Origin of the sequence: Lysinibacillus canaveralius, from assembly GCF_047301505.1 — a bacterium.
Classification (GTDB): domain Bacteria; phylum Bacillota; class Bacilli; order Bacillales_A; family Planococcaceae; genus Lysinibacillus_B.
In genome coordinates this window covers 3,261,387-3,284,481 of the sequence record NZ_CP154840.1, presented here as the reverse complement: position 1 = coordinate 3,284,481, position 23,095 = coordinate 3,261,387, and the positions used below count along the sequence as shown (strand labels likewise).

Below are 23,095 nucleotides of genomic sequence, written 5' to 3'. Positions count from 1 at the left end.
GAATGGATGAGTATTTTGTAATATAGTGAATTTCAAAATAATAAAATAAATTTAAAAAGGGGTGTGGAGAATGGAAGATTTTATTGGATGGTTGAACGGTATTCTTTGGGGACCAGTAATGATTTACGGCATTTTAATCGTAGGCCTTTTCTTTTCTATCTTAACGAAGTTTTGCCAGGTCCGTTTAATCGGGGATATGTTCAAATTAATGTTCAAAGGGGAAAAATCTGAAGCAGGAGTGTCTTCTTTCCAGGCCATGTCGATTGCTTTATCAGGACGTGTAGGGACAGGGAATATTGTCGGTACCGCTTCTGCCATTGCATTTGGTGGTCCGGGGGCTATTTTCTGGATGTGGGTCACTGCATTTATCGGTGCTTCAACGGCTTATGTAGAGTCAACATTAGCACAAATCTATAAGGAAAAGAAAAACGGGTTATATCGCGGGGGACCAGCATTCTACATTGAAAAAGCGACTGGAATGAGATGGTTTGGAATCATCTTTGCAATTTCAGCAATCTTAGCAGTAGCAATTTTAATGCCAGGTGTACAATCGAACGCAATTGCCGGTGCAGTTAACAATGCGTTTAATATTGAGCCATGGATTACTGGTTTAGTAGTTATTGTTTTACTAGGTTTTATTATCATCGGGGGAGTTAAACGTATTGCGAACGCTGCCCAAATCTTAGTTCCATTTATGGCAGGATTGTACTTACTGGTTGCAGGAATTGTCATTATTATAAATATCAATGCAGTACCCGATGTGCTTGCTTTAATCGTGCGTAGTGCGTTTAATCAAGATGCTGTTTTTGGAGGTATGATTGGTTCGGCGATCTTCTGGGGAGTTAAACGTGCGGTATACTCGAATGAGGCCGGTCAAGGGACAGGAGCTCACCCTGCTGCAGCCGCAGAAGTTTCCCACCCAGCTAAACAAGGTCTGGTACAGGCAGCGTCTATTTATATCGATACATTGTTGGTATGTTCGGCAACGGCACTAATGATTTTATTCATGGGTACGTACAATACGAATGTAGGTGATGCAGAGGGTGAATTGGTTGTAGAGTATGCACCTGGCATTACATATTCAGAATTTACACAGGCAGCAGTTACAGAAGCATTCCCAAGTTTAAATAATTTTGGTTCAGGATTTGTTGCAATTGCACTATTCTTCTTCGCATTTACAACTTTAATGGCCTATTATTATATTGCGGAAACAAATGTTTCATATATGTTGAGGGGTAAAGGAGAAGTTATCTTTACCTGGATATTGAAATTTGTTCTACTTGCTTCAGCATTCTATGGGGCAGTGAGAACATCGGATCTAGCGTGGGCATTAGGTGATGCAGGTCTTGGACTCATGGTATGGATCAATGTGTTAGCAATGCTCTTTATCATGAAGCCGGCCCTAGTCGCCTTGAAAGACTATGAAAGACAGAAGAAAGAAGGAAAAGATCCTGTCTTCGATCCTATTAAATTAGGCATTAAAAATGCTGATTTCTGGGAAAAGCGAAATAGGGGAGAATAATAAGGTAGAGAGCTGCTTCGTATTTTGAAGCAGCTTTTTTATTTTGCAGATTAATAGACAACATTAGCTAGATAATAGACAAAAGGTGACCAGTAATAGACAATGTGGACTAATTAATAGACAAAAGCCGCCTATTAATAGACAAACCTAGCCAAATAATAGACAGACAAAAAAATTTCCATCGATTTTGAACGATTTATTCAATTGTACGGTCTAATACATAAAGAGAGATAAGTGGGTGAATTATGGAGCAAATGGCAAAAAGGGCAATCAGCGGAGATGAACAGGCCATTTTATCTCTTCTAGAGCACTATGAAGAAACCTTATACAGGACGGCGTATGCTTATTTGCGTAATGAACAGGATGCACTAGATGCAATACAGGAGCTCGCGTACCGGGTATTCAAGAAAATTCATCAGGTTAAAGAACCTGCCTATATAAATACATGGTTTGTACGGGTGCTGATTAATATTTGCCTGGATATGAAAAAGAAACGACTGGATTATGTTCCTGACTACGCTGAGCCAAGCTACGAACAGAAAATGGATTTTGAAGTGCTTGATATGATTAGCAGGCTATCAGAGCAGGAACAGCAGGTTATATTTTTAAAATATGTTGAGCAACGAACAAACAAAGAGATTGCGAGTGTGCAAAACATTCCCGAAGGTACAGTGAAATCACGTGTGCATCACGCATTAAAGAAATTAAAGCTACTTTTTGGACAGGGAGGGACAGATTGATGACTACCCCATTTGATTTCGAGAAATTGAACAAAGAGTTAGATCAAATCAACGTACCAAAAGAACAATTAGCAAAAACCCGGCATAGGGCCCTCCAGAAAGTACAGAAAGAAAAACGGCGGATAAGTAACTGGCGCTATTATACAGTACTTACAGCGGCAGCTGCTTTGGCATTCATCCTGTCTATCCGTTTCATTCCGCCTTTTGCTGAAACAATGACGCTTGTCCCTGGCTTTACAGAGGTTGTATTGTTCCTTACAGAGGATCAAAGGGATGAAAAATATACTTATGAGGAGCTTGACATTAGTGAAACGAAAAACAATCTAACCCTTACAGTAAAAGGGGTGCTGGCCGATGAAACGGGGATGAAAATTCGTTATTCACTAGAGGCGCCATATAATATTGCAAAGCTTCCAGTACGGTCGGTAACAATTTTACAGGATGGGAAGGAATTAGACGGGGCATCCAGTTATGGCTCGCCGGTAGACGGAGAAATAAAAAAATATATAGAGGATACAATTTTTCAAACTGTCGAAGGCGAAAATCTGCCTAATAAGAAAAACTTTGAGCTTCAAATAACGTTTGGCGATAAGGAGGAAACAACGTTCGAAATTCCTTTTACGATCAAAAGCGATATAGTGAAAAAACAAGTATATAAAATCGATCAAACATTTTCGTATGAGGGGCAAAAACTGATTGTAAAAGATATCACGATTGCACCAACATCGACCCGTCTTCGTATAACATCTGATGCAAGCAATTCGATGCAAATTCTAAATGTTGGCCATGTACGTGTTTTCAATGAGCAAGGAGAGCCAGTAAATACACCAGAGAATGGATTAACAGGGTTAAATAATCTTTCTTATGGTGAAGTCATTTACTTATTCGAAAGTGATGCAGTCAACTCAGCGGATTCCCTCACGATTGAACTCGAAAATATAGATGTATTGCCGAAGGATGATAATTATGTTGAAGTAGATTTCAGCAAGCAAATCGTTCTAAAGCAGCCCGCAATAGGAAAGGTGAAGTTTAAAATAAGACAGGGTGGTGTTATTACAATTGAAGAGGAGGAGGGGACAGAGGTTCGTTTAAGTCATGCGATTGATGCAGACGGGAGACGTTTTGAAATGGAATCATTCTCCAGTACATGGAATCAAGTGGATTATACGTATCCAATAGAAATGAAAGCCCCCGTAAAGATTTATTTCTATAACTTTCCAAATACAATCTATTTTAAAGAACAAGTTATTGTGAATAAATAAAACAAGGATGAGGGCAGACCCTCATCCTTTTGTTTATAATTCCTGACGCAGTGCTTGGATAACTTCAATTTTTGTTGCTTTACGTGCAGGACGCCAGCCGGATAAGATTGCCACCAGCAGGCTGATGCCCCCTGCAATCAGTACAAGGCTGAATGGAATGACAGAAAACGTAAGTTCATAACCTGTCAGATCATCCTCCGATAAAGCATAGGCGAGTACATGCGGCAGAATAGCGTTTGCCCCAAAGCTAATCGCATACGAAAGAATAATCGCCAAGCCTGTGCCTAACAAGCCGATAAATGCACTTTCCATTAAAAACAATCGTTGAATCAATGCCGGAGAGGCACCAATTGCCTTTAACACGCCAATTTCACGTGTACGTTCTGTCACAGCCATCGTCATCGTGTTGAAGATACCGATAGAGGCAATTAATACAGCAATTGTTCCGATAAATACAAGACCGATTTTGAAGATCAGGAAGAATAGATCCATTTCCTCTAATTGCTCCACAACGGAATACACTTGGTAACCTTGTTCTTTTAAGATGTCTAATACAGGGATTACATTTTCAAGTGAATCTACAAAAATCGTTGTTGTAGGGTATGCTTCTAAGGATGGGAGTATCGTTTGTACACCCTGTCCAAAAATAACGGAAGAATCAATATACCATTCATATGAAGGCTTCTTTAAGACACCGACAACCGTGAATTCCCCAGATTGCACCTCTTGATCTCCTTCACCATCTTCAAACTCGAGCGTTACTGTTTTTCCGATAATCTCTCCTTTATAGCCTTCTTCTTCACCGTTGTACCATGTCCCATTTGCTTCCGCTTCTCTTGACTTGCGCTCGATTTCTGCCTGATCCGCTTCGTTTAATAAATTTTGAGCGTAATGGTAGCCGACAATAATTTCATTTGGTGCCGTTGGTAAACGTCCCTCGCTTAAATTCGATGGAAGTTTTGATTGCGCCTCCATATCAAATATTGCTCCCTGTGAATAGCCTGTACGATCTTCGAAGGTCGACAAGACGGAAGCTGCGACATCCCATTTTTTTAATACGACATTGACATGCTCTACGTCATTTATCCACTTTTCATCCTCGGCGGTTAGGCTTTCATCACCCCAGAGCTCGATTTCCGTAATTTTCTCTTGATTTAAAATTTCATTACGCATCGTCTCCTGAATACCAAACCCGATTGAGGCTAATACGATTAAAAAGGCACAGCCAATCATGGCAGCCAGAACGGTAGTTGTGACGCGCATCTTATTTTTCTTCATATGCTGCCAAACAAATTGCAATTGATCTTTAAATAACATACTACACTTCCTCCATTAATAATCCATCAGTCATACGCAAGATACGGTCCGCGATAGAAGCTACTTCCTCGTCATGGGTAATGATGATGAAAGTGACATTGCTTTCCCTGTTTAGTTGCTGCATGAGTTGGAGAATTTCTTGTTCTGTCTGCATATCCAAACTGCCAGTCGGTTCGTCCGCTAAAACGATAGGAGGATCGGTAATCATTGCCCGGGCAATCGATACACGCTGCTGCTGTCCGCCGGATAGCTCATTTGGATAGTGGTCTGCCACCTCTGTCAAACCAACTCTTTTAAGCATGTCCTGCACCTTTTTCTGGCGTATTGCTGGACTGATTCCTTTCAGCTTTAGGGGCAGCTCAATATTTTCAACAACATTTTGGCCGGGGAGGAGTTGAAAGTTTTGGAAAATGAAACCGAAGTGATTTAAGCGAAAGGCAGCGCTTTGCTTTTCAGTAAATACTGCAGTCTCGGTATCTTTAATGAATACAGAGCCAGAATTCGGTTTTAGAAAGCCGGCAATAACCTGTAAGAGGGTAGACTTTCCAGAACCGCTTTTACCGACGATCGAAACGATTTCTCCCTGCTGTACCTCGAAATTAATCCCTTTTAATACTTCCACCTTCTTTTCCTTGCCTTTCTTGCCGATCATGAAGGCGTGGTGTAATGATTGAACTGTAATCATATGCTCATTCCTTTTTGTGTTAATAAGCTAAGTGTAAAAGGCAAATATGAAGATATAGAGCCTGCATTTCTGAAGATTTTCTTAAGAAATACAAAAAGCCACTGAATCAGTGGCTTTTTTCAAAGGCAAGCTTAATACCGAAAGCAATTAAAATAGTACCCGTTACCCCTTCAATTGCAAGTTTTGTTCGTGTTTTTTTCATGAAGCTGCTGATTTTATCCAATAAGTAAATGTAAAATACAAACCATATAGCTGTTAACCCTGTATAAAGAAGCCCCATCAGGAGGAAGGGGAACACCGTTTGACTTGTTCCGTCGACAAATTGAGGCAGGAACGTCAAAAAGAATACAGCAACCTTTGGATTTGTGACATTCGTAAGGAAGCCTTGTTTAAAACACGGCTGCCCTGTGTAGTTATTGTTTTCTTGCAATTCATCAGGCAGCTGTTTGTAAAGATTTTTTATGGACCACAAGGTTTTAACTCCTAAATAGCATAAGTACACAGCCCCTACATATTTAATGACCGTGAACAAATAGGCTGATTTTACAAGGATTGCAGAGAGCCCTATTACTGCAGCGAATGTATGGATCAGTAAGCCGCAGCATGAACCGAGCATTGTTTTTAACCCTCCGCTCCGACCGTTAACAAGTGTGTTTTTAGTAGCGATGGCTGTATCGGGGCCTGGCAAAATGATGAGCAATATACACATAAGTAAAAAGAAAGAGAGATTATCCATAAAAACCACCAATCTATTTTGTTCTGAAAATTCAGAAATTAATATACCATAAATATGGCTCTGAGAAAATAGCCGAAGAAGGTGAGTTTTTAAATAAAATAAGGGGACCTTGGAGTGAGCTTTTATTAAAAAAGAGCCGAGGATAGATTCCTCAGCTCTCAAGGGGCAATTCTTTGACCTTTTCTAATGCAATAACAAATGGAGGGTCATTTTTCTGGTTCAAAAATTCGTAGCGCAGCACGTGAATATATTTCTGAGGCAGATCGCTTACAAATCGAATGACCTCATCACGTTCCTTTTTGCCGCCTTCATGCCCATGATAAATAACAAGCACGATAATGCCGCCGACCTTCAGGAGCTTTAATAGGCTCTTTAAAGCCTGAATAGTCGTATTCGGGCGTGTAATCACCTCATGATCACTACCCGGCAGGTAACCCAGGTTGAATATGGCGCCTGAAATAGGCTTGTCTACATATTTTGCCACATTTTCGTGCCCATCTTTTAGGACAACTGCCCGATGTTCAAGGGCATTGTCGAGCAAACGGTGAAGTGTCGCATCGACTGCCTGCTTTTGTACATCAAATGCATAGACAAAGCCGTCATCGCCAACAAGCCCGGCTAAAAACAGTGTATCATGACCATTGCCGGCTGTTGCATCAACTGCAATATCCCCATTGCTGATTGCTGATTTTAATAATGTCTGCGCATATTGTAGAACTCGTTCCAGCTTCATTTTGCCACTTCCGCCTGGTAGTACTTGCCTTGCCATGAGCCGCGTCGTTCCAGCTCCGCATCAATGCCATTCAGTACTTCCCATTTATTAACTGACCACATTGGCCCAATCATGAGATCAATCGGTCCATCACCTGTAATACGGTGAACGATCATTTCAGGTGGCAGCACCTCTAGCTGATCGGCTACAAGGTTGATATAAGCATCCTTTTCCATGAACTCCAGCATTCCTTTTTCATACTGCTTCACAAGAGGTGTACCCTTTAACAAATGCAGTAAATGGATCTTGATGCCTTGGACATCGAGCTTCGCTACTTCCCGTGCTGTATCCATCATCATATCGTAGTCTTCCAGCGGCAAACCGTTAATGATATGTGTGACAATACGGATATTGTGCTTGCGCAGTTTTTCTACACCTTCAACATATGTTTGATAGTCATGTGCCCGGTTGATCAGGTTCGCTGTTTTTTCATGCACAGTCTGCAGGCCAAGCTCTACCCAAAGATACGTGCGTTCATTTAGCTCAGCCAAATATTCGACAACGTCATCAGGGAGGCAATCAGGACGTGTAGCAATACTAAGCCCCATTACACCTTCACAAGCAAGTGCTGCTTCAAACTTTTCTTTTAATACTTCAAGCGGAGCATGCGTATTTGTATATGCTTGGAAATAGGCCATTGTCAGGCCATCCTTCCATTTATTCTCCATTTTTGCTTTGATCTTTTCAAATTGAACAGGGATCGGATCAACCTTATCACCTGCAAAATCTCCCGAGCCGGCAGCGGAGCAGAAAGTACAGCCGCCAAAAGCAACTGTGCCATCCCGGTTCGGGCAGTCAAAACCGGCATCCAGTGCAACTTTATATACTTTTTTTCCAAATTCATTCCGCAAATAGCGATTCCATGTATAATAACGCTTTCCATCTGAAGGGAAAGGGAAATTTGTTTCTGTCATATATGTCACTCCTCTAACGCCCTATTTTAACATGCAGAGGACACTCTGACATAACAGAAAATCTTTTTCTTGTACATTTTACGAATTACGCATAGACTTACTGTTTGGAGCTTGAAATTAATGGAGGAAATTTTATGCCGAAAAGTGTGTGGTTTTTAGTTGTAGGAATGTTTGTAAATACAGTCGGAAGCTCATTTTTGTGGCCTCTAAATAGTATTTATATTCATGATTATTTAGGAAAGTCGCTTACCGTGGCAGGATTTGTTTTAATGTTGAATTCGTTAGCAGGTGTATTTGGCAATCTGCTTGGCGGTTATTTATTTGATAGATTAGGAGGATATAAGACAATTGTCTTTGGGGTCGTATGTAATTTAGTCACATTAGCCCTTTTGACAGTGTGGCATGACTGGCCCCAGTATGTCATTTTACTGACAATGGTCGGGTTCAGCGGCGGAATTGTCTTTCCTGCAATGTATGCCCTCATCGGCAGCGCCTGGCCGGAAGGGGGAAGAAAAGCCTTCAACACATTATTCTTAGCAAACAATGTAGGAGTGGCGATCGGTCCTGCACTGGCTGGAGTAATTGCTGATATTAACTTTGAATATGTTTTCATTACGAACCTGGCGACATACGCAGTGTTCTTCTTTATTGCTGTTTTTGCCTTCAGACGATTTAAACAGGCAGGCATTGCACCGAAAAATGTGATTGCAGAAGGGGCAGGCCCCCAATCAAAAGCACCGTTATTTGCTATATTGATACTATGTATCTCCCTCGTGTTCTGCTGGATGTCGTATTCACAGTGGAGCGCGACGATCTCTTCCTATACACAGGAGCTGGGGATGAGCCTCTCTCAATATAGTTTACTATGGACGATTAATGGACTATTAATTGTAGGAGTACAGCCATTCATCCGGCCAATTGTCCGGATGTGGGAGGATAAACTGAAACACCAATTAATATTAGGGCTGGTACTGATGTCTGCCTCAATTGGCCTGGTATCAATTGCAGGAGATTTTAAAATGTTTGCCGCTGCCATGGTGGTTCTGACATTGGGAGAAGTATTCTTTACACCGGTTATCCCGTTAGTAGCAAACAAACTGGCACCGGAAGGAAGGCAAGGTTTCTATCAGGGGATTGTGAATAGTGCAACGACAATAGGGCGTATGGTAGGACCGCTGATCGGCGGGGTGATGGTCGATGTGTATGGTATGCAGGTGCTTGCCATCTTCCTTGCTATTGCACTTATTGTTGCCATCATTCCGTGTTTACTGTACGATCAGCCATTGAAACGGGTTAAGTATGAATAAACACTTGTGCTTTTCAATTGTTTCCATTAAAATAAATGAAAATATTAAGAACGACTGTGATGAGGAATAGTAGGTCTAGAAGTCTTCAAGAGAGCCTGCGGTTGGTGTGAGCCGGCAGATGAACAGACTGAACTCGCCTCGGAGTATGCTTTTGGCGAAAATAGTAGCTGGAAGCCGTGTTTTCGCGTTAAGAAATCTAAGCTGAGTGCTGTGTCACTAATGTGGGTGGTACCGCGGGAGTCAAAATTCTCTCGTCCCTTTCTATTATGGAATGGGGCGAGTTTTTTTGTTTTTTTAAAATTCCGTAAATTCCGCTTAAATATGTGAAAACAGGTCGACAATGATACTTTAAGGAGGAAATACCATGAGTTTTAATCATCAAGAAATCGAAAAAAAATGGCAGCAATATTGGGCTGCCAACAATACGTTTAAAACAGGCAACGACAATTCAAAACCGAAATTTTACGCATTAGATATGTTCCCTTATCCATCAGGTGCAGGACTCCATGTAGGACACCCGGAAGGCTATACGGCGACTGATATTTTATCTCGCTACAAGCGCATGCAAGGCTTTAACGTTCTTCATCCGATGGGATGGGATGCCTTTGGTCTTCCAGCGGAGCAATATGCACTTGATACAGGAAATGACCCTGCTGAATTCACAGAGAAAAATATCGCAACGTTTAAACGCCAAATCCAAGAGCTTGGCTTTTCCTATGACTGGGATCGTGAAATTAATACAACAGATCCGAAATACTACAAATGGACACAATGGATCTTTACAAAGTTAGTAGACATGGGCTTGGCTTATGTAGATGAAATTCCTGTAAACTGGTGCCCAGCACTAGGCACAGTTCTAGCAAACGAAGAAGTAATTGATGGTAAATCAGAACGCGGCGGTCATCCGGTAGAGCGTCGCCCAATGAAACAATGGATGCTGAAAATCACAGCATACGCTGACCGCCTGCTTGATGATTTAGAGGAAGTAGATTGGCCCGAATCAATTAAAGATATGCAGCGCAACTGGATTGGACGTTCTGAAGGGGCACAAGTAACATTCGCTATTGATGGGACGGATGCGTCATTTGAAGTATTCACGACACGCCCTGATACATTATTCGGTGCAACTTATTGCGTTCTTGCACCAGAGCACAAACTAGTAGCAGACATTACAACTGCAGAACAAAAGTCGGCCGTAGAAGCATACTTGGATAAAGTAAAGCTTAAATCAGATTTAGAGCGTACAGACCTGGCGAAAGAAAAAACAGGTGTCTTTACGGGTGCTTATGCAATCAATCCGATCAACAGAGAAAAAATGCCAATCTGGATTGCTGATTATGTACTTTCAACATATGGTACTGGGGCAATCATGGCTGTACCAGCTCATGATGAGCGTGACTATGAGTTTGCAAAAGAATTTGGTTTAGAAATTAAGCCGGTTCTTGAAGGCGGGGACGTTGAGAAAGAAGCATTCGTTGGAGACGGTGCTCATATTAACTCAGAGTTCTTAAACGGCTTAAATAAAGAAGACGGTATTAAAGCGGCAATCCAATGGTTAGAGGAAAATGGCGTAGGGGAGAAAAAGATTTCTTACCGACTACGAGACTGGTTGTTTTCTCGCCAACGCTATTGGGGAGAGCCGATTCCAGTCATTCATTGGGAAGATGGAACAATGACAACAGTACCGGTAGATCAACTGCCATTAGAATTGCCGAAAACATCCAATATCCGTCCATCCGGTACAGGAGAATCACCGCTTGCCAACATCGATGAGTGGGTGAATGTAGTTGACCCGGAAACAGGAAAAAAAGGACGTCGTGAAACAAATACAATGCCGCAGTGGGCAGGTTCTAGCTGGTACTTCCTGCGCTACATCGATCCGCATAATGAGGAAGCAATCGCTGACCCAGAATTACTAAAACGCTGGCTGCCTGTAGATATCTACATCGGCGGGGCAGAGCATGCAGTACTTCACTTGCTATATGCACGTTTCTGGCATAAAGTGCTTTACGATTTAGGCGTAGTACCGACAAAAGAACCGTTCCAAAAGCTATTTAACCAAGGAATGATTTTAGGTGAAGGCAATGAGAAAATGTCTAAATCAAAAGGAAATGTTGTAAACCCTGATGAAATTATTACATCACATGGTGCGGACACACTTCGTCTATATGAAATGTTCATGGGACCACTTGAGGCTTCTGTAGCTTGGTCTACGAACGGCTTAGATGGTGCTCGTCGTTTCCTTGACCGTATTTGGCGCTTGTTCGTAACAGAAGAAGGCACAGCAGCGGAAAAGGTTCAGCCATCCGATGATAAAACATTAGAAAAGTCTTATCACCAAACAGTGAAAAAAGTGACGGAAGACATCGAGGGTATCCGTTTTAACACTGCTATTTCTCAAATGATGGTATTCATTAATGACTGCTATAAAGCAGAAGTTGTGCCGACAGAGTATGCAGAAGGGTTTGTAAAGCTGCTTGCTCCTATCGCGCCACACGTGGCAGAAGAGCTATGGGCAATCCTAGGTCATGAAGGTACGATCTCTTATGAAGCTTGGCCGACATATGATGAGTCAAAGCTTGTAGATGATGAAGTGGAAGTTGTAGTTCAAGTGAACGGCAAAGTCCGCGCCAAAGTAAAAGTGGCAAAAGACGCATCGAAGGAAGAGCTGGAACAAATAGCAATTAACGATGAAAAAGTGAAGGAATTCATGGATGGAAAAGAGTTAGTGAAGCTAATTGCAATTCCAGGTAAGTTAGTAAACATTGTAGTCAAATAAACATATAGTGTAGAAGTAAGCTGCGTATTGGAAATAACTCCAATACGCAGCTTTTTTGTTATGTAAGAAATTATATCGTTTCAAGAAGCATAAACATTTAAATTAAATTCCAGCCTCTATAAAATAGCTTCTAAAAGTTTTCCTGTAGTAAGTCTTTTCCCCTAGGTTATTTTATGAACAGGTAGTTTCTTATAGTTGTTTATTATTGAAGAGTCTGAATGATTTAGGGATTTATACATAAAAGACGGTAAAACAGCTTATTTACATTTGATGCATATTAGCAATGAAGAACATTTTGAAATATGAAAAAATTTAAAAAACATAGTTGACTAATAGGGATTATATGTTTATATTTGTTTTAACATTTTTTTTACTGTGCAGAAATGAACTGTAAGAAAATTACACTATAGCGAATGAGGCAGCTATAAGGTGTTCTTTGGAAAGCAGGAGAACAAGCAGCCTATTCATACTTAAAGATGACGATTAATGTATGTCGAAAATAGACAGTAAATGGTGAATGATGACAAGGTTATGTAATGTTTAATCATAGTAGATTACTAGATAAAAATTGCATTTTTAAATATATATAAGTATAAATTTTGAATTTATAGAAATCATTAAGCATCCAAACTGACATTTTATGTGACGAAATAGTATGCGATTACTCGGATTAGATAGTCGCTGTTGGCTGGTCGCAACTAAAAAGATGAATGCATTTTTTGAAAGATAGAGGAGGAACAACGTTGGGGAAAGTATATATTGTCGGAGCAGGCCCCGGTGATCCGGATTTGATTACAGTTAAAGGACTGCGTGCAATCAAAGAAGCGGATGTAATCCTTTATGATCGCTTGATAAATAAACAACTCCTTACCTATGCTAAGCCAGATGCTGAGCTCATTTTTGTCGGAAAACTGCCGAATTATCATGGAGTTATTCAAGATCGGATCAATACATTGCTTGTCGAGCACGGTAAAAAGGAAAAAGTGGTGACCCGTTTGAAGGGAGGGGATCCATTTGTCTTCGGCAGGGGAGCGGAAGAAGCAGAAGTGTTAGCAGAAGCGGGTGTTCCATTTGAAATTGTACCGGGAATCACATCCGGTATCGCTGCACCAGCTTATGCAGGTATACCTGTGACACATCGCGACCATAGTTCCAGCTTTGCCATCGTAACCGGACATATGCGCGAAGGGAAGGATGATTCTATCAAATGGGAGAGCTTGGCGACAGGAATTGATACATTGGCTATTTATATGGGTGTTGGGAACTTACCCTATATTTGTAAGCAGTTAACCAAGCACGGAAAACCAGCAGATACACCAGTAGCACTCATTCATTGGGGCACTACGGATGTGCAAAAAACTGTTACAGGAACACTCGATACGATTGTCGAAATGGTTCAGCAGGAAAAAGTAGAAAATCCCAGCATGATTGTTATAGGCGAAGTTGTCAAAGTGAGAGAAAAAATTCAGTGGTTTGAAAAAGAGCAATATTTACAAAAACTACGCCAGGAAATTTCAGTGTAAGTAGGTGTCATCTATGCAAGCAGTACTATATGTCGCACACGGGAGTCGAGTGAAGGAGGGGGTTGATGAGGCCCTTGCCTTTATTGACGAGGTAACACCTCGTATTAATGCACCGATTCAACAAAAAAGTTTTCTGGAACTGGCAGAACCGACAATTATGCAGGGAGTCGCCGCGTGTGTAGAGCAAGGGGCGACAGAGGTTGCTGTAGCGCCGATTCTACTATTGACAGCAAATCACTTGAACAAGGATATCCCCGATGAAATAGAAGAAGCAAAAAGAAAATTCCCGGAAGTGGTTTTTTCAATCGGCCAGGCATTTGGAGTTGATGACAGGCTGGTAAATGTACTTGAAAAAAGGCTGAAGGAATCAAATGAAAATTATAAAGGCGCAAATGTCCTGCTAGTTGGACGAGGGAGTAGCGATCCTGCTGTGAAAAGAGACTTAACTCGGATCGCTGGCTTGTTAAAGGGCAGGGCTGGTCTGAATGAAGTGTCTACCTGCTTTTTATATGGGAAAGGGGTATCATTTGAGGATGCTCTCCAGCAGTTGATGACAGAAGATCGAAAAACATTTATTATTCCGTATTTACTATTTACAGGGTTATTAAAGCAACATATTCAAACGAAAATTGCTAATATTCAGGAAACGAATAAAGCTGTTCATTTATGTGAGTGTCTGGGATATGACGAGCAGGTCCAACATGTCTTTATCGATAGAATCATACAGTTGATGGAAAGGAGAGATGAACAATGAGTACGCGTAAAGACAATATTGAAGTAACATTGGAAAATGTGAAGAAAATGGTTAGTTCCATGAAATACGGCTCCGTTACGCTCATTATTCAAGATAACTATGTTGTACAGATAGAGAAAAATGAAAAAATTCGTTTGAAATAATTTGAATGAGGTGCGAACAAATTGACACTACAAGTAATTAATAGTCCATTTACCGAACAACAAGTAAAGATTTTAAATGAGTTATTACCGAATTTAACTTCACAGCAAAAAATTTGGCTGACAGGTTATTTGACAGCAGCCTCGGCTGAGGGGCCGGCTGCAGTGCAGGAGCCGGCTCAAGTTGCACAGCAAACAAAGGAGATTACCATTCTTTTTGCTTCGCAAACCGGCAATAGCCAGAAAGTAGCGAAAAAACTGGGGGCTGCGTTAGAAGACCCGAATCACCAAATAACGGTCACGTCGATGGGTGATTACAAGGTAAATAACTTAAAGAAATTAGACCATCTATTTATTGTAGCAAGTACGCATGGAGAAGGTGAGCCGCCGGATAATGCGATCAGCTTCTATGACTACTTACATAGCAAGCGGGCACCAAAGTTGGATAATGTAAAATACGCTGTCCTTTCTTTAGGAGATAGCTCTTATGAATTTTTCTGTAAAACAGGTATTGATTTCGATGAACGTCTAAAAGCACTTGGTGCGACGAGCATTGTGCCGCGTGTAGACTGTGATGTAGACTTTGATGCTGATGCCGATGCATGGATTCAACAGGTGACAGAGGCGCTGGCAACAAGTACGGCAGCATCGCCTGCAGCCCAAACAGTGCAAGTGCCGACAGGGACATCTGACTATTCACGAAGCAACCCTTTCTATGCGGAAGTATTAGAAAAAGTTAACCTGAACGGCCGTGGATCGAATAAGGAAACCATCCATTTGGAACTTTCATTGGAAGGTTCTGGTTTAACATATGAACCAGGTGATGTATTGGCAATTGTGCCGGAAAATAGTGATCACCTAATCGCCTTATTATTAACTGCCCTTGGCTTTGATGGGACACAAAAAGTGACGGTAGACGGCAATGAGTCAGCATTGCAGGACGCTTTAAAGCACCTGGATATTACAGCATTATCAAAAACGCTGCTGAACAAATTTATCCCATACACGCAAAATACTGAACTGGGAGCATTAATTGAAGACCGGGATGTGTTGAATGCATATGTATATGGCCGTGACGTAATTGATATTGTCGAAACTTTCAGACCTTGGACATGGACACCTCAGCAATTCATCGAACAATTACGTAAAATCCCGGCACGTGAATATTCGATTTCAAGCAGCTATGCGGCTTATCCAGAAGAGGTTCATTTAACTATTGGAAAGGTATTCCATGAAACAGGCGGCCGTTACCGTGAAGGAGTTGTATCAGGTAATGTCGCAACGAATGTAGAAATCGGTGATAAATTAGCGGTCTATGTAAAACAAAATCCGAACTTTAAATTGCCTGCAGATTCTGCTCCAATCATTATGATTGGTGCAGGAACAGGGATTGCGCCGTTCCGTTCTTTCCTTCAGGAACGAGAAGAACAAGGGACGCAAGGAAAGAGCTGGCTATTCTTCGGTGATCAGCATTTCGTTACGGACTTCCTGTATCAGGTAGAATGGCAGCGCTGGTTAAAGGAAGGGACATTAACTAACATGAATGTTGCTTTCTCTCGTGACCAGCAAGAAAAGATATATGTGCAGCATCGACTGGTTGAGAATGCGAAAGAAGTATTCGAATGGATCGAGCAAGGCGCTAACATTTACTTATGCGGTGATGAAAAGACATTAGGTCATAGTGTGAACGAAGCGTTAATTACAATCTTTGAGCAGCAGAAGCAATTGTCACGCGATGAGGCGGCTGATTATTTAAAAGAATTGCAAAAACAGAAGCGTTATCAACGTGACGTGTACTAAGGGGGAAGTAAAATGACAGAGAAAATCGTACTGCCGCCACAAGAAGGGCCATTTAGTGATGTAGAACGTATTAAAGAAGAAAGTAATTACCTGCGCGGTACACTTGAAAAAACGATGGGGTATCCAATCAGCTCGGGTATTCCAGACGATGACAACCGTCTTATGAAATTCCATGGAAGTTATCTTCAAGATGACCGTGACTTGCGAAATGAGCGTGCCAAGCAAAAGCTTGAACCTGCGTATCAATTCATGGTACGTGTACGTACACCGGGTGGAGTAGCGACGCCGGAGCAATGGCTGACAATGGACCGTTTATCCGATGAGGTAGGAAACGGTACGCTGAAGCTGACAACACGCCAGGCGTTCCAATTGCATGGAATTTTAAAATGGAATGTTAAAAAATTTATGCAGGGAATCAATGAGGTACTGCTTGACTCGCTGGCTGCATGCGGGGACGTAAACCGTAATGTTATGTGCAATGCTAATCCTTATCAATCTAAGCTTCATGCAGAGGTTTTTGAATGGTCGGCAAAATTAAGTGAGCATCTGCTTCCGCGTACAACAGCCTATCATGAATTATGGCTGAACGGTGAAAAAGTCGTGGATACGCAGGAAAAAGAGATTGAACCTATTTATGGTTCATTGTATCTGCCACGTAAATTCAAAATCGGTATTGCTATCCCACCTCATAATGATGCAGATATTTATTCGCAGGATATCGGATTTATTGCAATCTTGGAGAATGGTCAGCTGACAGGCTTTAACGTGCTGGTCGGCGGCGGTATGGGTATGACGCATGGAGATGACACGACATATCCACAGCTTGGTCGTTTAATTGGCTTTATTACACCAGATAAGTTACTTGAAACAGCTGAAAAAATCATGACGATTCAGCGTGATTATGGAAATCGTAAAGAGCGTAAAAATGCACGATTCAAATATACAATTGATAAGCGCGGCCTTGATTGGTTCAAGGAAGAGCTGCACCGTCGTCTAGGCTGGAATATCGAGGAAGCTCGGCCATTCCAATTTGACCATACAGGAGACCGTTATGGATGGATTAAAGGTGAAGATGGCAAATGGCATTATACATTGTTCATCCAAAACGGCCGTATTAAAGATTTCGAAGGCTATCCACTAAAAACGGGCTTACGTGAAATTGCAAAGGTGCATACAGGAGAATTCCGATTGACAGGTAACCAGAATCTTGTCATCGGCAACGTATCACCGCAAAAGAAGAAAAAAATTGATGAGCTGATTAAACAATATAATATTACAGCAGGCGAGTTCTACTCAGCCCTACGCCGCAATTCGATTGCGTGTGTGTCATTACCAACATGCGGCCTGGCAATGGCCGAAGCAGAGCGCTACCTGCCTTCATTGGTAGAAAAAATTGAAGTGATTTTGGATGATGTCGGCTTGCGTGATGAAGAAATTGTGATCCGAATGAGCGGATGTCCAAATGGCTGCTCTCGAGCCGCGATGGGAGAAATCGGGTTCATCGGCAAAGGGCCAGGCAAGTATAACATGTACTTAGGGGGCGGCTTTACAGGTGACCGTCTAAATAAAATCTACCGCGAAAACATTGGAGAAGAGGAAATCTTAAGTGAGCTGCGCCCTATCATCACACGCTACGCAGCAGAGCGTTTACAAGGGGAACGCTTTGGTGATTTCGTAATCCGTGCAGGATATGTGGCTGCTACAACAGACGGTACAAACTTCCATACAGTTTAGGTGATAGTATGCTCCCGATTATGATCAAGCTCAAAGGACAAAAGTGTGTTATTGTCGGCGGCGGTAAAATTGCCTATCGAAGAACAATGACATTGCTGGCAGAAGGGGCACGTATTGTAATTGTCAGCCCAGAGCTGCGCCCGGAGTTAGCGGCACTTGTAGAGCAAAAACGGGTGGGCTGGCTGCCACGTGCGTTTGAAAAACAGGATGTTCATGATACGTTTTTAGTTGTTGCAGCAACGAATAAGCGTGAGGTGAATGAAGCTGTTGCACATAGCTGCAGCGCCAATCAGCTGATTAATATTGCAGACGACCCGGGAAATAGTTCATTCTATTTTCCGGCAGTCGGCAAGCGTGGACTGTTGACGGTTGCTGTAGGGACAGAAGGGGCAAGCCCAATCCTTGCCAAAAACATCCGGGATGAAATCATGTCGCAGTTTGACGAATCATATGAATCGTATATTAGCTTTGTGAAAATTTCCCGGGAAAAGATTTTGTCCTTACGGGTTGGCGAAGTAGAAAAGCGGCAGTTACTGACGGAAATTGTAGATAAGAAGTATTTAGATGCTGGATTGCAAAAAGCCTTTTTAGAACAGCTGAACAAATAAAAACGGTATTGGAATCAATAGGGTTCCAATACCGTTTTTTTATTTGCTGTTTTTCATGTATGCTAGACATAATCATAACTAGAGGAGTAGAGCGATGATTTATTATGAAGCAGACTGTATGTATTGTAAAACGCCGTTTAAATTGATTGAAGGCACAAGGAAGTACCAACAATACAAGCAAAATCGAAACGGTAAGTTTGCCTGTGATGATTGTGAGCGGCGAATTGAAGCGGATGCCCGCAAATATTTATTTGACCGGGATTAGAGGTGAATCTGGGATTACATCGTAGGGAAATCCGTTACGGTGCAATTCACTTTATTGAGGGTTCAACTAAATATATTTTAGCTGAGACTCTGTCACTTTGTTTCTGATAAGCTATTTTATTCGAATGGATAGTTGTATTTGCGATTTCAGTATCAATGCTGCTATGTATGGAAGAGGTAGGTATAAAATAATATGAATTGTATACTAAAATTACCTAACTTTAGAGCATGAAAGGTGAAAATAACTATTTTCCAATGGAGAGTTTTTAGGTAAACTGTAGGTGAAGCTAAAGAAAATAGTAGAAAGTTGGCATAAATATGGCACAAGCATCACACACAGTAACAGTTCCGACTAACATTGAAAATGTATGGGATTTCGTAAGCAAAATCGAACAGTGGGCTACACTAGTACCAGCATATAAAGAACATGAACAGATTGACGAAAAGAAGTCTATCTGGACATTTGAAGGCAGCATGAAGGGTCTGAAAAAGACGGTGCAAATGGAATTAGATATTATTGAATTTAATGGCCCGAACAACATTAAATTCACGCTAAAAGGCCTGACAGATAACTTCACAGGCAGCGGCCAGTTCCAGGCTGAGGAAATAGTAGAAGGCACAAAAATGACAGGAACGGTGGAAGTAAACGCTGGCGGTATTTCCGGTGCGGTACTAACACCTATGATTAAAATGATGCTGCCGAAAGTAACGACACGCCTGACAGAGAAAATAGCGCGTACTATCCAAAGTACAGTGCCAACTGCATAAAAGAAATGAAAACTTGGTCCAAAGAGGGCCAAGTTTTTTTATGTAAAGTGAAACTTTTTGAAAATAAGTTCTGTCTAACGGCTGACCAGAAGAAGGAGGGAGATTGTGGAACCAGAGGAACGAGAACGAAGGTTGATAGAGACGATGGATCAGTATGGCGATGATATCGTGAAGCTTTGTTATACATATGTACGCAATTGGCAGACAGCAGAGGACTTGACGCAGGATAGCTTCTTAAGATTTTTCCGTTCCCTTCATACATTTCGCGGAGAGGCAAATATCAAGACGTTTTTATATCGCATTGCAATTAACGTCTGCCATGATTATTTGATGAGCTGGAAATATAAAAAAGTTACGATCACGAATGCCTTTCAGAAGCTTTTACACACAGACAGGTCAGCAGAGCAAGTTGTCATCAGTATGGATGACTCAGCAAGGCTCGTGTCAGCAATCGAGCAGCTGCCGCCCAAATACAAGGATGTCATTATCGTTTTCCATTTTGGCGAAATGTCTCTGGAGGAAACAGGTGTTATTTTAAACCTTCCGATTAACACAGTAAAGACAAGATTGAGAAGGGCAAGACAAATGCTAGGGATATCTTTACAGGGGGGAGAGGAACCATATGGATCCGATTCGTAAGGCAATGGGGGAAGTATACGGAGAAGGGCATTTTTCTAAACATAGGAAACAGGAGATTATGAAAGCCGCCAGAAGAATAAGAGGCAGGAAAAGGCCGTTTGCTGTAGCTATCGCAGTGACAATAATGGCGGTAATCTTGCTGTCTTCTTTAGTACAACCGTCTAATCAACATATTTCCGTCAGTACAGAGAAGGCACCTGAAACAGTAGAGACGGCGTATATGGAAAGATTTGCGGCTGCTATGGTGATGGACGATGAAAAAGCGATTATGGCGTATTTATCTGAGAGTGACTGGCTGCTGCAGCGAGCAATTGAAAGCGGGGAAAGCGCCTTTTATCGTTCTCCTGAGCTGACACCAAGGGAGCGGCGGGATCTATCAGCACTTCTGTATTACATGTATTTATGGAGAATAGAAGTGCAAGGAGCGGAGCCCCCTATTCCTAACATAACAAGCTTTGATGAGATCCGCAGGCAATCTGCTTCGCTTGTACAGACCTATGAAGAATTTTTTCCTGATAAGCCCTTTATCTCCAGCAATCAAGAACAAAGCTGGCTTTTAAATACCTATTTTGGCTCGATGTCGAAACACAATCAATCAGTTTTAATATGGATTATCATCGGATTCGGTGCTCTCTTTATTCTCAATGTACGGATGAAAAGCAATTGGTTCTTCAAGGCAATTCCGCTGCTGATTATTCTAATGTGTGTAGTACCTTTTTTAATGCCAGCTGCGGAAAAATACGCATATGATGAAACCTCTATCATAGCTGCTGTACTAGAGGAAGAAGAACTTGAAGGGCCACGTCTAACAGATGCAGCTACCTTCGGAAATCATCGTTATGCATTAATTACGACGGCAGAAGGGTTAAATTATTTTGCTCATTTCCTGAAAAACGAGAATGGCTATGTCTTATGGGACGTGAAGACAGGTAAAGAACATGTTATGGATGCTTTACAATCTCAGTGGAGACGTCAAGTCATTGCTGTTCATGAAGGACATGCAATTGCCGCAATTAATCTGGTAGGGGAATATGAGAATGAAGGTACGGTCATACCGGTGGAAATAGAAGAGGGGAAACCAGCTATTCGCGCCATCATAAAGCCGGAAAACTTCAATTCTTTTCATTACGAGTACTATAATAGCGAAGGAGAAAAGGTATATTAAGAAGAGACTGGAGCATAAGTACAAACCGCAAGAAAATTCGCATCAATGTCCAATAAGAATTTGATGTTCTCGAAAATGATTGAAGTGTAGGGTCGAGTGCATCTGCCGCTAAGCTTTCGATGCAGAGTAAAGCTTCCTGCAGGAATAGCACGATGGCTGATATTAGAGGCTCGCGCTATGCCCGAGGAAGGTGCACTCGTAACCGAAACTAATTTTTATCATACCAAAAAACACCATTTTTCCATTCGAGAAAAATGGTGTTTTTAAGTTTTGTCCCAGCCTCTTTTCAGATATAGCTATAGGATGTCTAGCAGCTGGCCCCAGCGCTCATGCCGGCAATGCGCCCTGTCACAAGAGCAGAAGTGATATTATAACCGCCTGTATAACCGTGGATATCAAGTATTTCTCCGCAGAAGTACAGGCCATCTTTCATTTTGGAAGCCATCGTTTTCGGGTCGATTTCCTTTACTGATACACCTCCACCTGTCACGAATGCTTTTTCAATAGACTGTGTCCCGTGCACCTCCATTGTAAAACTAACTAATTCTCGTGCGAATGCACGAAGCTTTTCCTGGGAAAGCTCGATGCCTGTCAAGGAGGCGTCAATTCCGGCACGATCTAATAGGAAGAGCAGCCAGCGTTCCGGAACAAGGGATTTCCAAAGATTCTTTACAGCTTTTTTAGGCTCTGCTTTAATTGATTTATTCAGCATTTGCAGGCACGTCTCTTCATTGTGATCGATGAGTGATTGAATACGTACTTGGACGGGAGCGCCATTTTTCTTTTTTTCCTTCACAATAAACTGGCTGCAGCGTAAAATAGCAGGGCCGCTCAAGCCAAAGTGTGTAAACAACATGTCCATTTGATGGGTAATGATCGGCTTGCCTTTTTTGTTCAACACAGATACAGCAACATCTCGTAGTGCTAGTCCCTGTAACTCTCGTGATTGAATAAAGGGCTCCTTTGAAGTAACGGGCACCTCTGTAGGATATAATTCTGTGACCGTATGGCCGGCACGTTCAGCCCAAGGATAACCGTCGCCTGTGGAACCAGTCTGTGGTACAGCTTTTCCACCCACTGCTACTACGACAGCCTTTGCCCGTATTTCCGAACCATCTTCTAAACGAACACCATAGATTTTTTCTTCATCCATCAAGATTTTCGTAACAGGGGTATGAAGACGTACTTCTACCTTTAATCGTTTCATTTCCTGAATCAAGGCATCTACAACATCCTGCGCTCGGTTTGATACTGGAAACATGCGGCCGTGATCTTCTTCTTTTAGTTTCACGCCGAGTCCTTCGAAGAAAGAAATGATATCTTCGTTATTATAGATGGTGAACGGGCTATATAAGAAGCGTCCATTTCCAGGGATGTGCTTAACGATTTCTTCAACTGGCAGGCGGTTCGTGACATTACATCTGCCTCCACCTGAAATCGCTAATTTTTTTCCGACTTTTCCGCCCTTTTCCAGAAGCATTACTTTTTTATTTTGCTCGGCAGCAGCTATGGCGGCCATTAAACCAGATGGTCCTCCGCCGATTACAATTACATCTATCATAAATATGACTCACTTTCTTTGTCGATTTGTGTAATTATTATTATACACGAATAGAAGAAATGAATTGAGTAAATGTGTTCATACATGTAAACTAACAGGTGGATT

General features: G+C 41.8%; 21 protein-coding genes and 1 other annotated feature. Of the genes, 15 read left to right on the top strand and 6 right to left on the bottom strand.

Annotated elements, in window-relative coordinates:
• Window positions 1–70: 70 nt before the first annotated feature.
• The 3 genes from AA0Y26_RS16560 to AA0Y26_RS16550 all read left to right on the top strand — a co-directional run bounded on the left by AA0Y26_RS16560 (window position 71) and on the right by AA0Y26_RS16550 (window position 3,524).
• The gene (locus tag AA0Y26_RS16560) at window positions 71–1,522 is read left to right on the top strand and encodes an alanine/glycine:cation symporter family protein (RefSeq protein WP_413363189.1); all 1,452 of its coding nucleotides are present in this window, start codon (window positions 71–73) and stop codon (window positions 1,520–1,522) included.
• A gap of 245 nt (window positions 1,523–1,767) precedes the next feature.
• On the top strand, window positions 1,768–2,262 hold the full coding sequence (locus tag AA0Y26_RS16555; RefSeq protein WP_413363188.1) for a sigma-70 family RNA polymerase sigma factor: 495 nt from the start codon (window positions 1,768–1,770) through the stop codon (window positions 2,260–2,262).
• Complete coding sequence (locus AA0Y26_RS16550) at window positions 2,262–3,524, top strand: DUF4179 domain-containing protein (protein ID WP_413363187.1); 1,263 nt, start codon at window positions 2,262–2,264, stop codon at window positions 3,522–3,524. The genes AA0Y26_RS16555 and AA0Y26_RS16550 overlap by 1 nt, the downstream gene beginning before the upstream one ends.
• Window positions 3,525–3,557: 33 nt before the next feature.
• On the opposite strand, the gene AA0Y26_RS16545 is transcribed toward AA0Y26_RS16550, so the two are convergent.
• The 5 genes from AA0Y26_RS16545 to AA0Y26_RS16525 all read right to left on the bottom strand — a co-directional run bounded on the left by AA0Y26_RS16545 (window position 3,558) and on the right by AA0Y26_RS16525 (window position 7,948).
• On the bottom strand, window positions 3,558–4,841 hold the full coding sequence (locus AA0Y26_RS16545) for an ABC transporter permease (RefSeq protein ID WP_413363186.1): 1,284 nt from the start codon (window positions 4,839–4,841) through the stop codon (window positions 3,558–3,560).
• Window position 4,842: 1 nt separating this feature from the next.
• On the bottom strand, window positions 4,843–5,526 hold the full coding sequence (locus AA0Y26_RS16540; protein WP_413363185.1) for an ABC transporter ATP-binding protein: 684 nt from the start codon (window positions 5,524–5,526) through the stop codon (window positions 4,843–4,845).
• Window positions 5,527–5,632: 106 nt separating this feature from the next.
• A complete protein-coding gene (locus AA0Y26_RS16535; RefSeq protein ID WP_413363184.1) occupies window positions 5,633–6,262 on the bottom strand; it encodes a LysE family translocator in 630 nt (209 codons plus the stop codon).
• A 151-nt stretch (window positions 6,263–6,413) separates the two neighbouring features.
• Window positions 6,414–6,995, bottom strand: coding sequence for a class I SAM-dependent methyltransferase (locus tag AA0Y26_RS16530; RefSeq protein WP_413368265.1), 582 nt, complete (start codon window positions 6,993–6,995; stop codon window positions 6,414–6,416).
• The gene (locus AA0Y26_RS16525) at window positions 6,992–7,948 is read right to left on the bottom strand and encodes a TIGR01212 family radical SAM protein (protein ID WP_413363183.1); all 957 of its coding nucleotides are present in this window, start codon (window positions 7,946–7,948) and stop codon (window positions 6,992–6,994) included. Before AA0Y26_RS16525 ends, AA0Y26_RS16530 begins: the two co-directional genes overlap by 4 nt.
• A gap of 134 nt (window positions 7,949–8,082) precedes the next feature.
• On the opposite strand from AA0Y26_RS16525, the gene AA0Y26_RS16520 reads away from it, so the two are divergent.
• The 12 genes from AA0Y26_RS16520 to AA0Y26_RS16465 all read left to right on the top strand — a co-directional run bounded on the left by AA0Y26_RS16520 (window position 8,083) and on the right by AA0Y26_RS16465 (window position 21,429).
• Window positions 8,083–9,255 (top strand): MDR family MFS transporter, encoded by a 1,173-nt coding sequence (locus tag AA0Y26_RS16520; RefSeq protein WP_413363182.1) that lies wholly within the window; start codon window positions 8,083–8,085, stop codon window positions 9,253–9,255.
• Window positions 9,256–9,302: 47 nt separating this feature from the next.
• Window positions 9,303–9,517: a binding site (T-box leader), on the top strand.
• 102 nt (window positions 9,518–9,619) lie between these two features.
• Window positions 9,620–12,034: a leucine--tRNA ligase gene (gene leuS, locus AA0Y26_RS16515; RefSeq protein ID WP_413363181.1), complete on the top strand. Its 2,415-nt coding sequence runs from the start codon at window positions 9,620–9,622 to the stop codon at window positions 12,032–12,034.
• A gap of 743 nt (window positions 12,035–12,777) precedes the next feature.
• Window positions 12,778–13,557, top strand: coding sequence for a uroporphyrinogen-III C-methyltransferase (gene cobA / locus AA0Y26_RS16510; RefSeq protein WP_413363180.1), 780 nt, complete (start codon window positions 12,778–12,780; stop codon window positions 13,555–13,557).
• A 13-nt stretch (window positions 13,558–13,570) separates the two neighbouring features.
• A complete protein-coding gene (locus AA0Y26_RS16505) occupies window positions 13,571–14,311 on the top strand; it encodes a sirohydrochlorin chelatase (RefSeq protein ID WP_413363179.1) in 741 nt (246 codons plus the stop codon).
• On the top strand, window positions 14,308–14,454 hold the full coding sequence (locus AA0Y26_RS16500) for a YezD family protein (protein ID WP_413363178.1): 147 nt from the start codon (window positions 14,308–14,310) through the stop codon (window positions 14,452–14,454). The genes AA0Y26_RS16505 and AA0Y26_RS16500 overlap by 4 nt, the downstream gene beginning before the upstream one ends.
• A 21-nt stretch (window positions 14,455–14,475) precedes the next feature.
• Entirely contained in the window at window positions 14,476–16,251 is a 1,776-nt protein-coding gene (locus AA0Y26_RS16495) for an assimilatory sulfite reductase (NADPH) flavoprotein subunit (RefSeq protein WP_413363177.1), read from the top strand.
• A gap of 12 nt (window positions 16,252–16,263) precedes the next feature.
• Window positions 16,264–17,985, top strand: coding sequence for an assimilatory sulfite reductase (NADPH) hemoprotein subunit (cysI, locus tag AA0Y26_RS16490; protein WP_413363176.1), 1,722 nt, complete (start codon window positions 16,264–16,266; stop codon window positions 17,983–17,985).
• A 20-nt stretch (window positions 17,986–18,005) separates the two neighbouring features.
• Window positions 18,006–18,593, top strand: coding sequence for an NAD(P)-binding protein (locus AA0Y26_RS16485; RefSeq protein ID WP_413363175.1), 588 nt, complete (start codon window positions 18,006–18,008; stop codon window positions 18,591–18,593).
• A 94-nt stretch (window positions 18,594–18,687) separates the two neighbouring features.
• Window positions 18,688–18,858 carry a hypothetical protein gene (locus tag AA0Y26_RS16480; RefSeq protein ID WP_413363174.1) on the top strand — a complete coding sequence of 57 codons (171 nt, stop codon included), beginning with the start codon at window positions 18,688–18,690 and terminating at the stop codon, window positions 18,856–18,858.
• Between the two features lie 317 nt (window positions 18,859–19,175).
• On the top strand, window positions 19,176–19,625 hold the full coding sequence (locus tag AA0Y26_RS16475; protein WP_413363173.1) for a CoxG family protein: 450 nt from the start codon (window positions 19,176–19,178) through the stop codon (window positions 19,623–19,625).
• A gap of 105 nt (window positions 19,626–19,730) precedes the next feature.
• Window positions 19,731–20,264, top strand: a complete 534-nt coding sequence (locus tag AA0Y26_RS16470) for a sigma-70 family RNA polymerase sigma factor (protein ID WP_413363172.1) — start codon at window positions 19,731–19,733, stop codon at window positions 20,262–20,264.
• On the top strand, window positions 20,248–21,429 hold the full coding sequence (locus AA0Y26_RS16465; RefSeq protein WP_413363171.1) for a hypothetical protein: 1,182 nt from the start codon (window positions 20,248–20,250) through the stop codon (window positions 21,427–21,429). Before AA0Y26_RS16470 ends, AA0Y26_RS16465 begins: the two co-directional genes overlap by 17 nt.
• A gap of 307 nt (window positions 21,430–21,736) precedes the next feature.
• Here AA0Y26_RS16465 and AA0Y26_RS16460 read toward each other — a convergent pair whose 3' ends face one another.
• Window positions 21,737–22,990 (bottom strand): NAD(P)/FAD-dependent oxidoreductase, encoded by a 1,254-nt coding sequence (locus AA0Y26_RS16460; protein ID WP_413363170.1) that lies wholly within the window; start codon window positions 22,988–22,990, stop codon window positions 21,737–21,739.
• Between the last annotated feature and the right edge of the window lie 105 nt (window positions 22,991–23,095).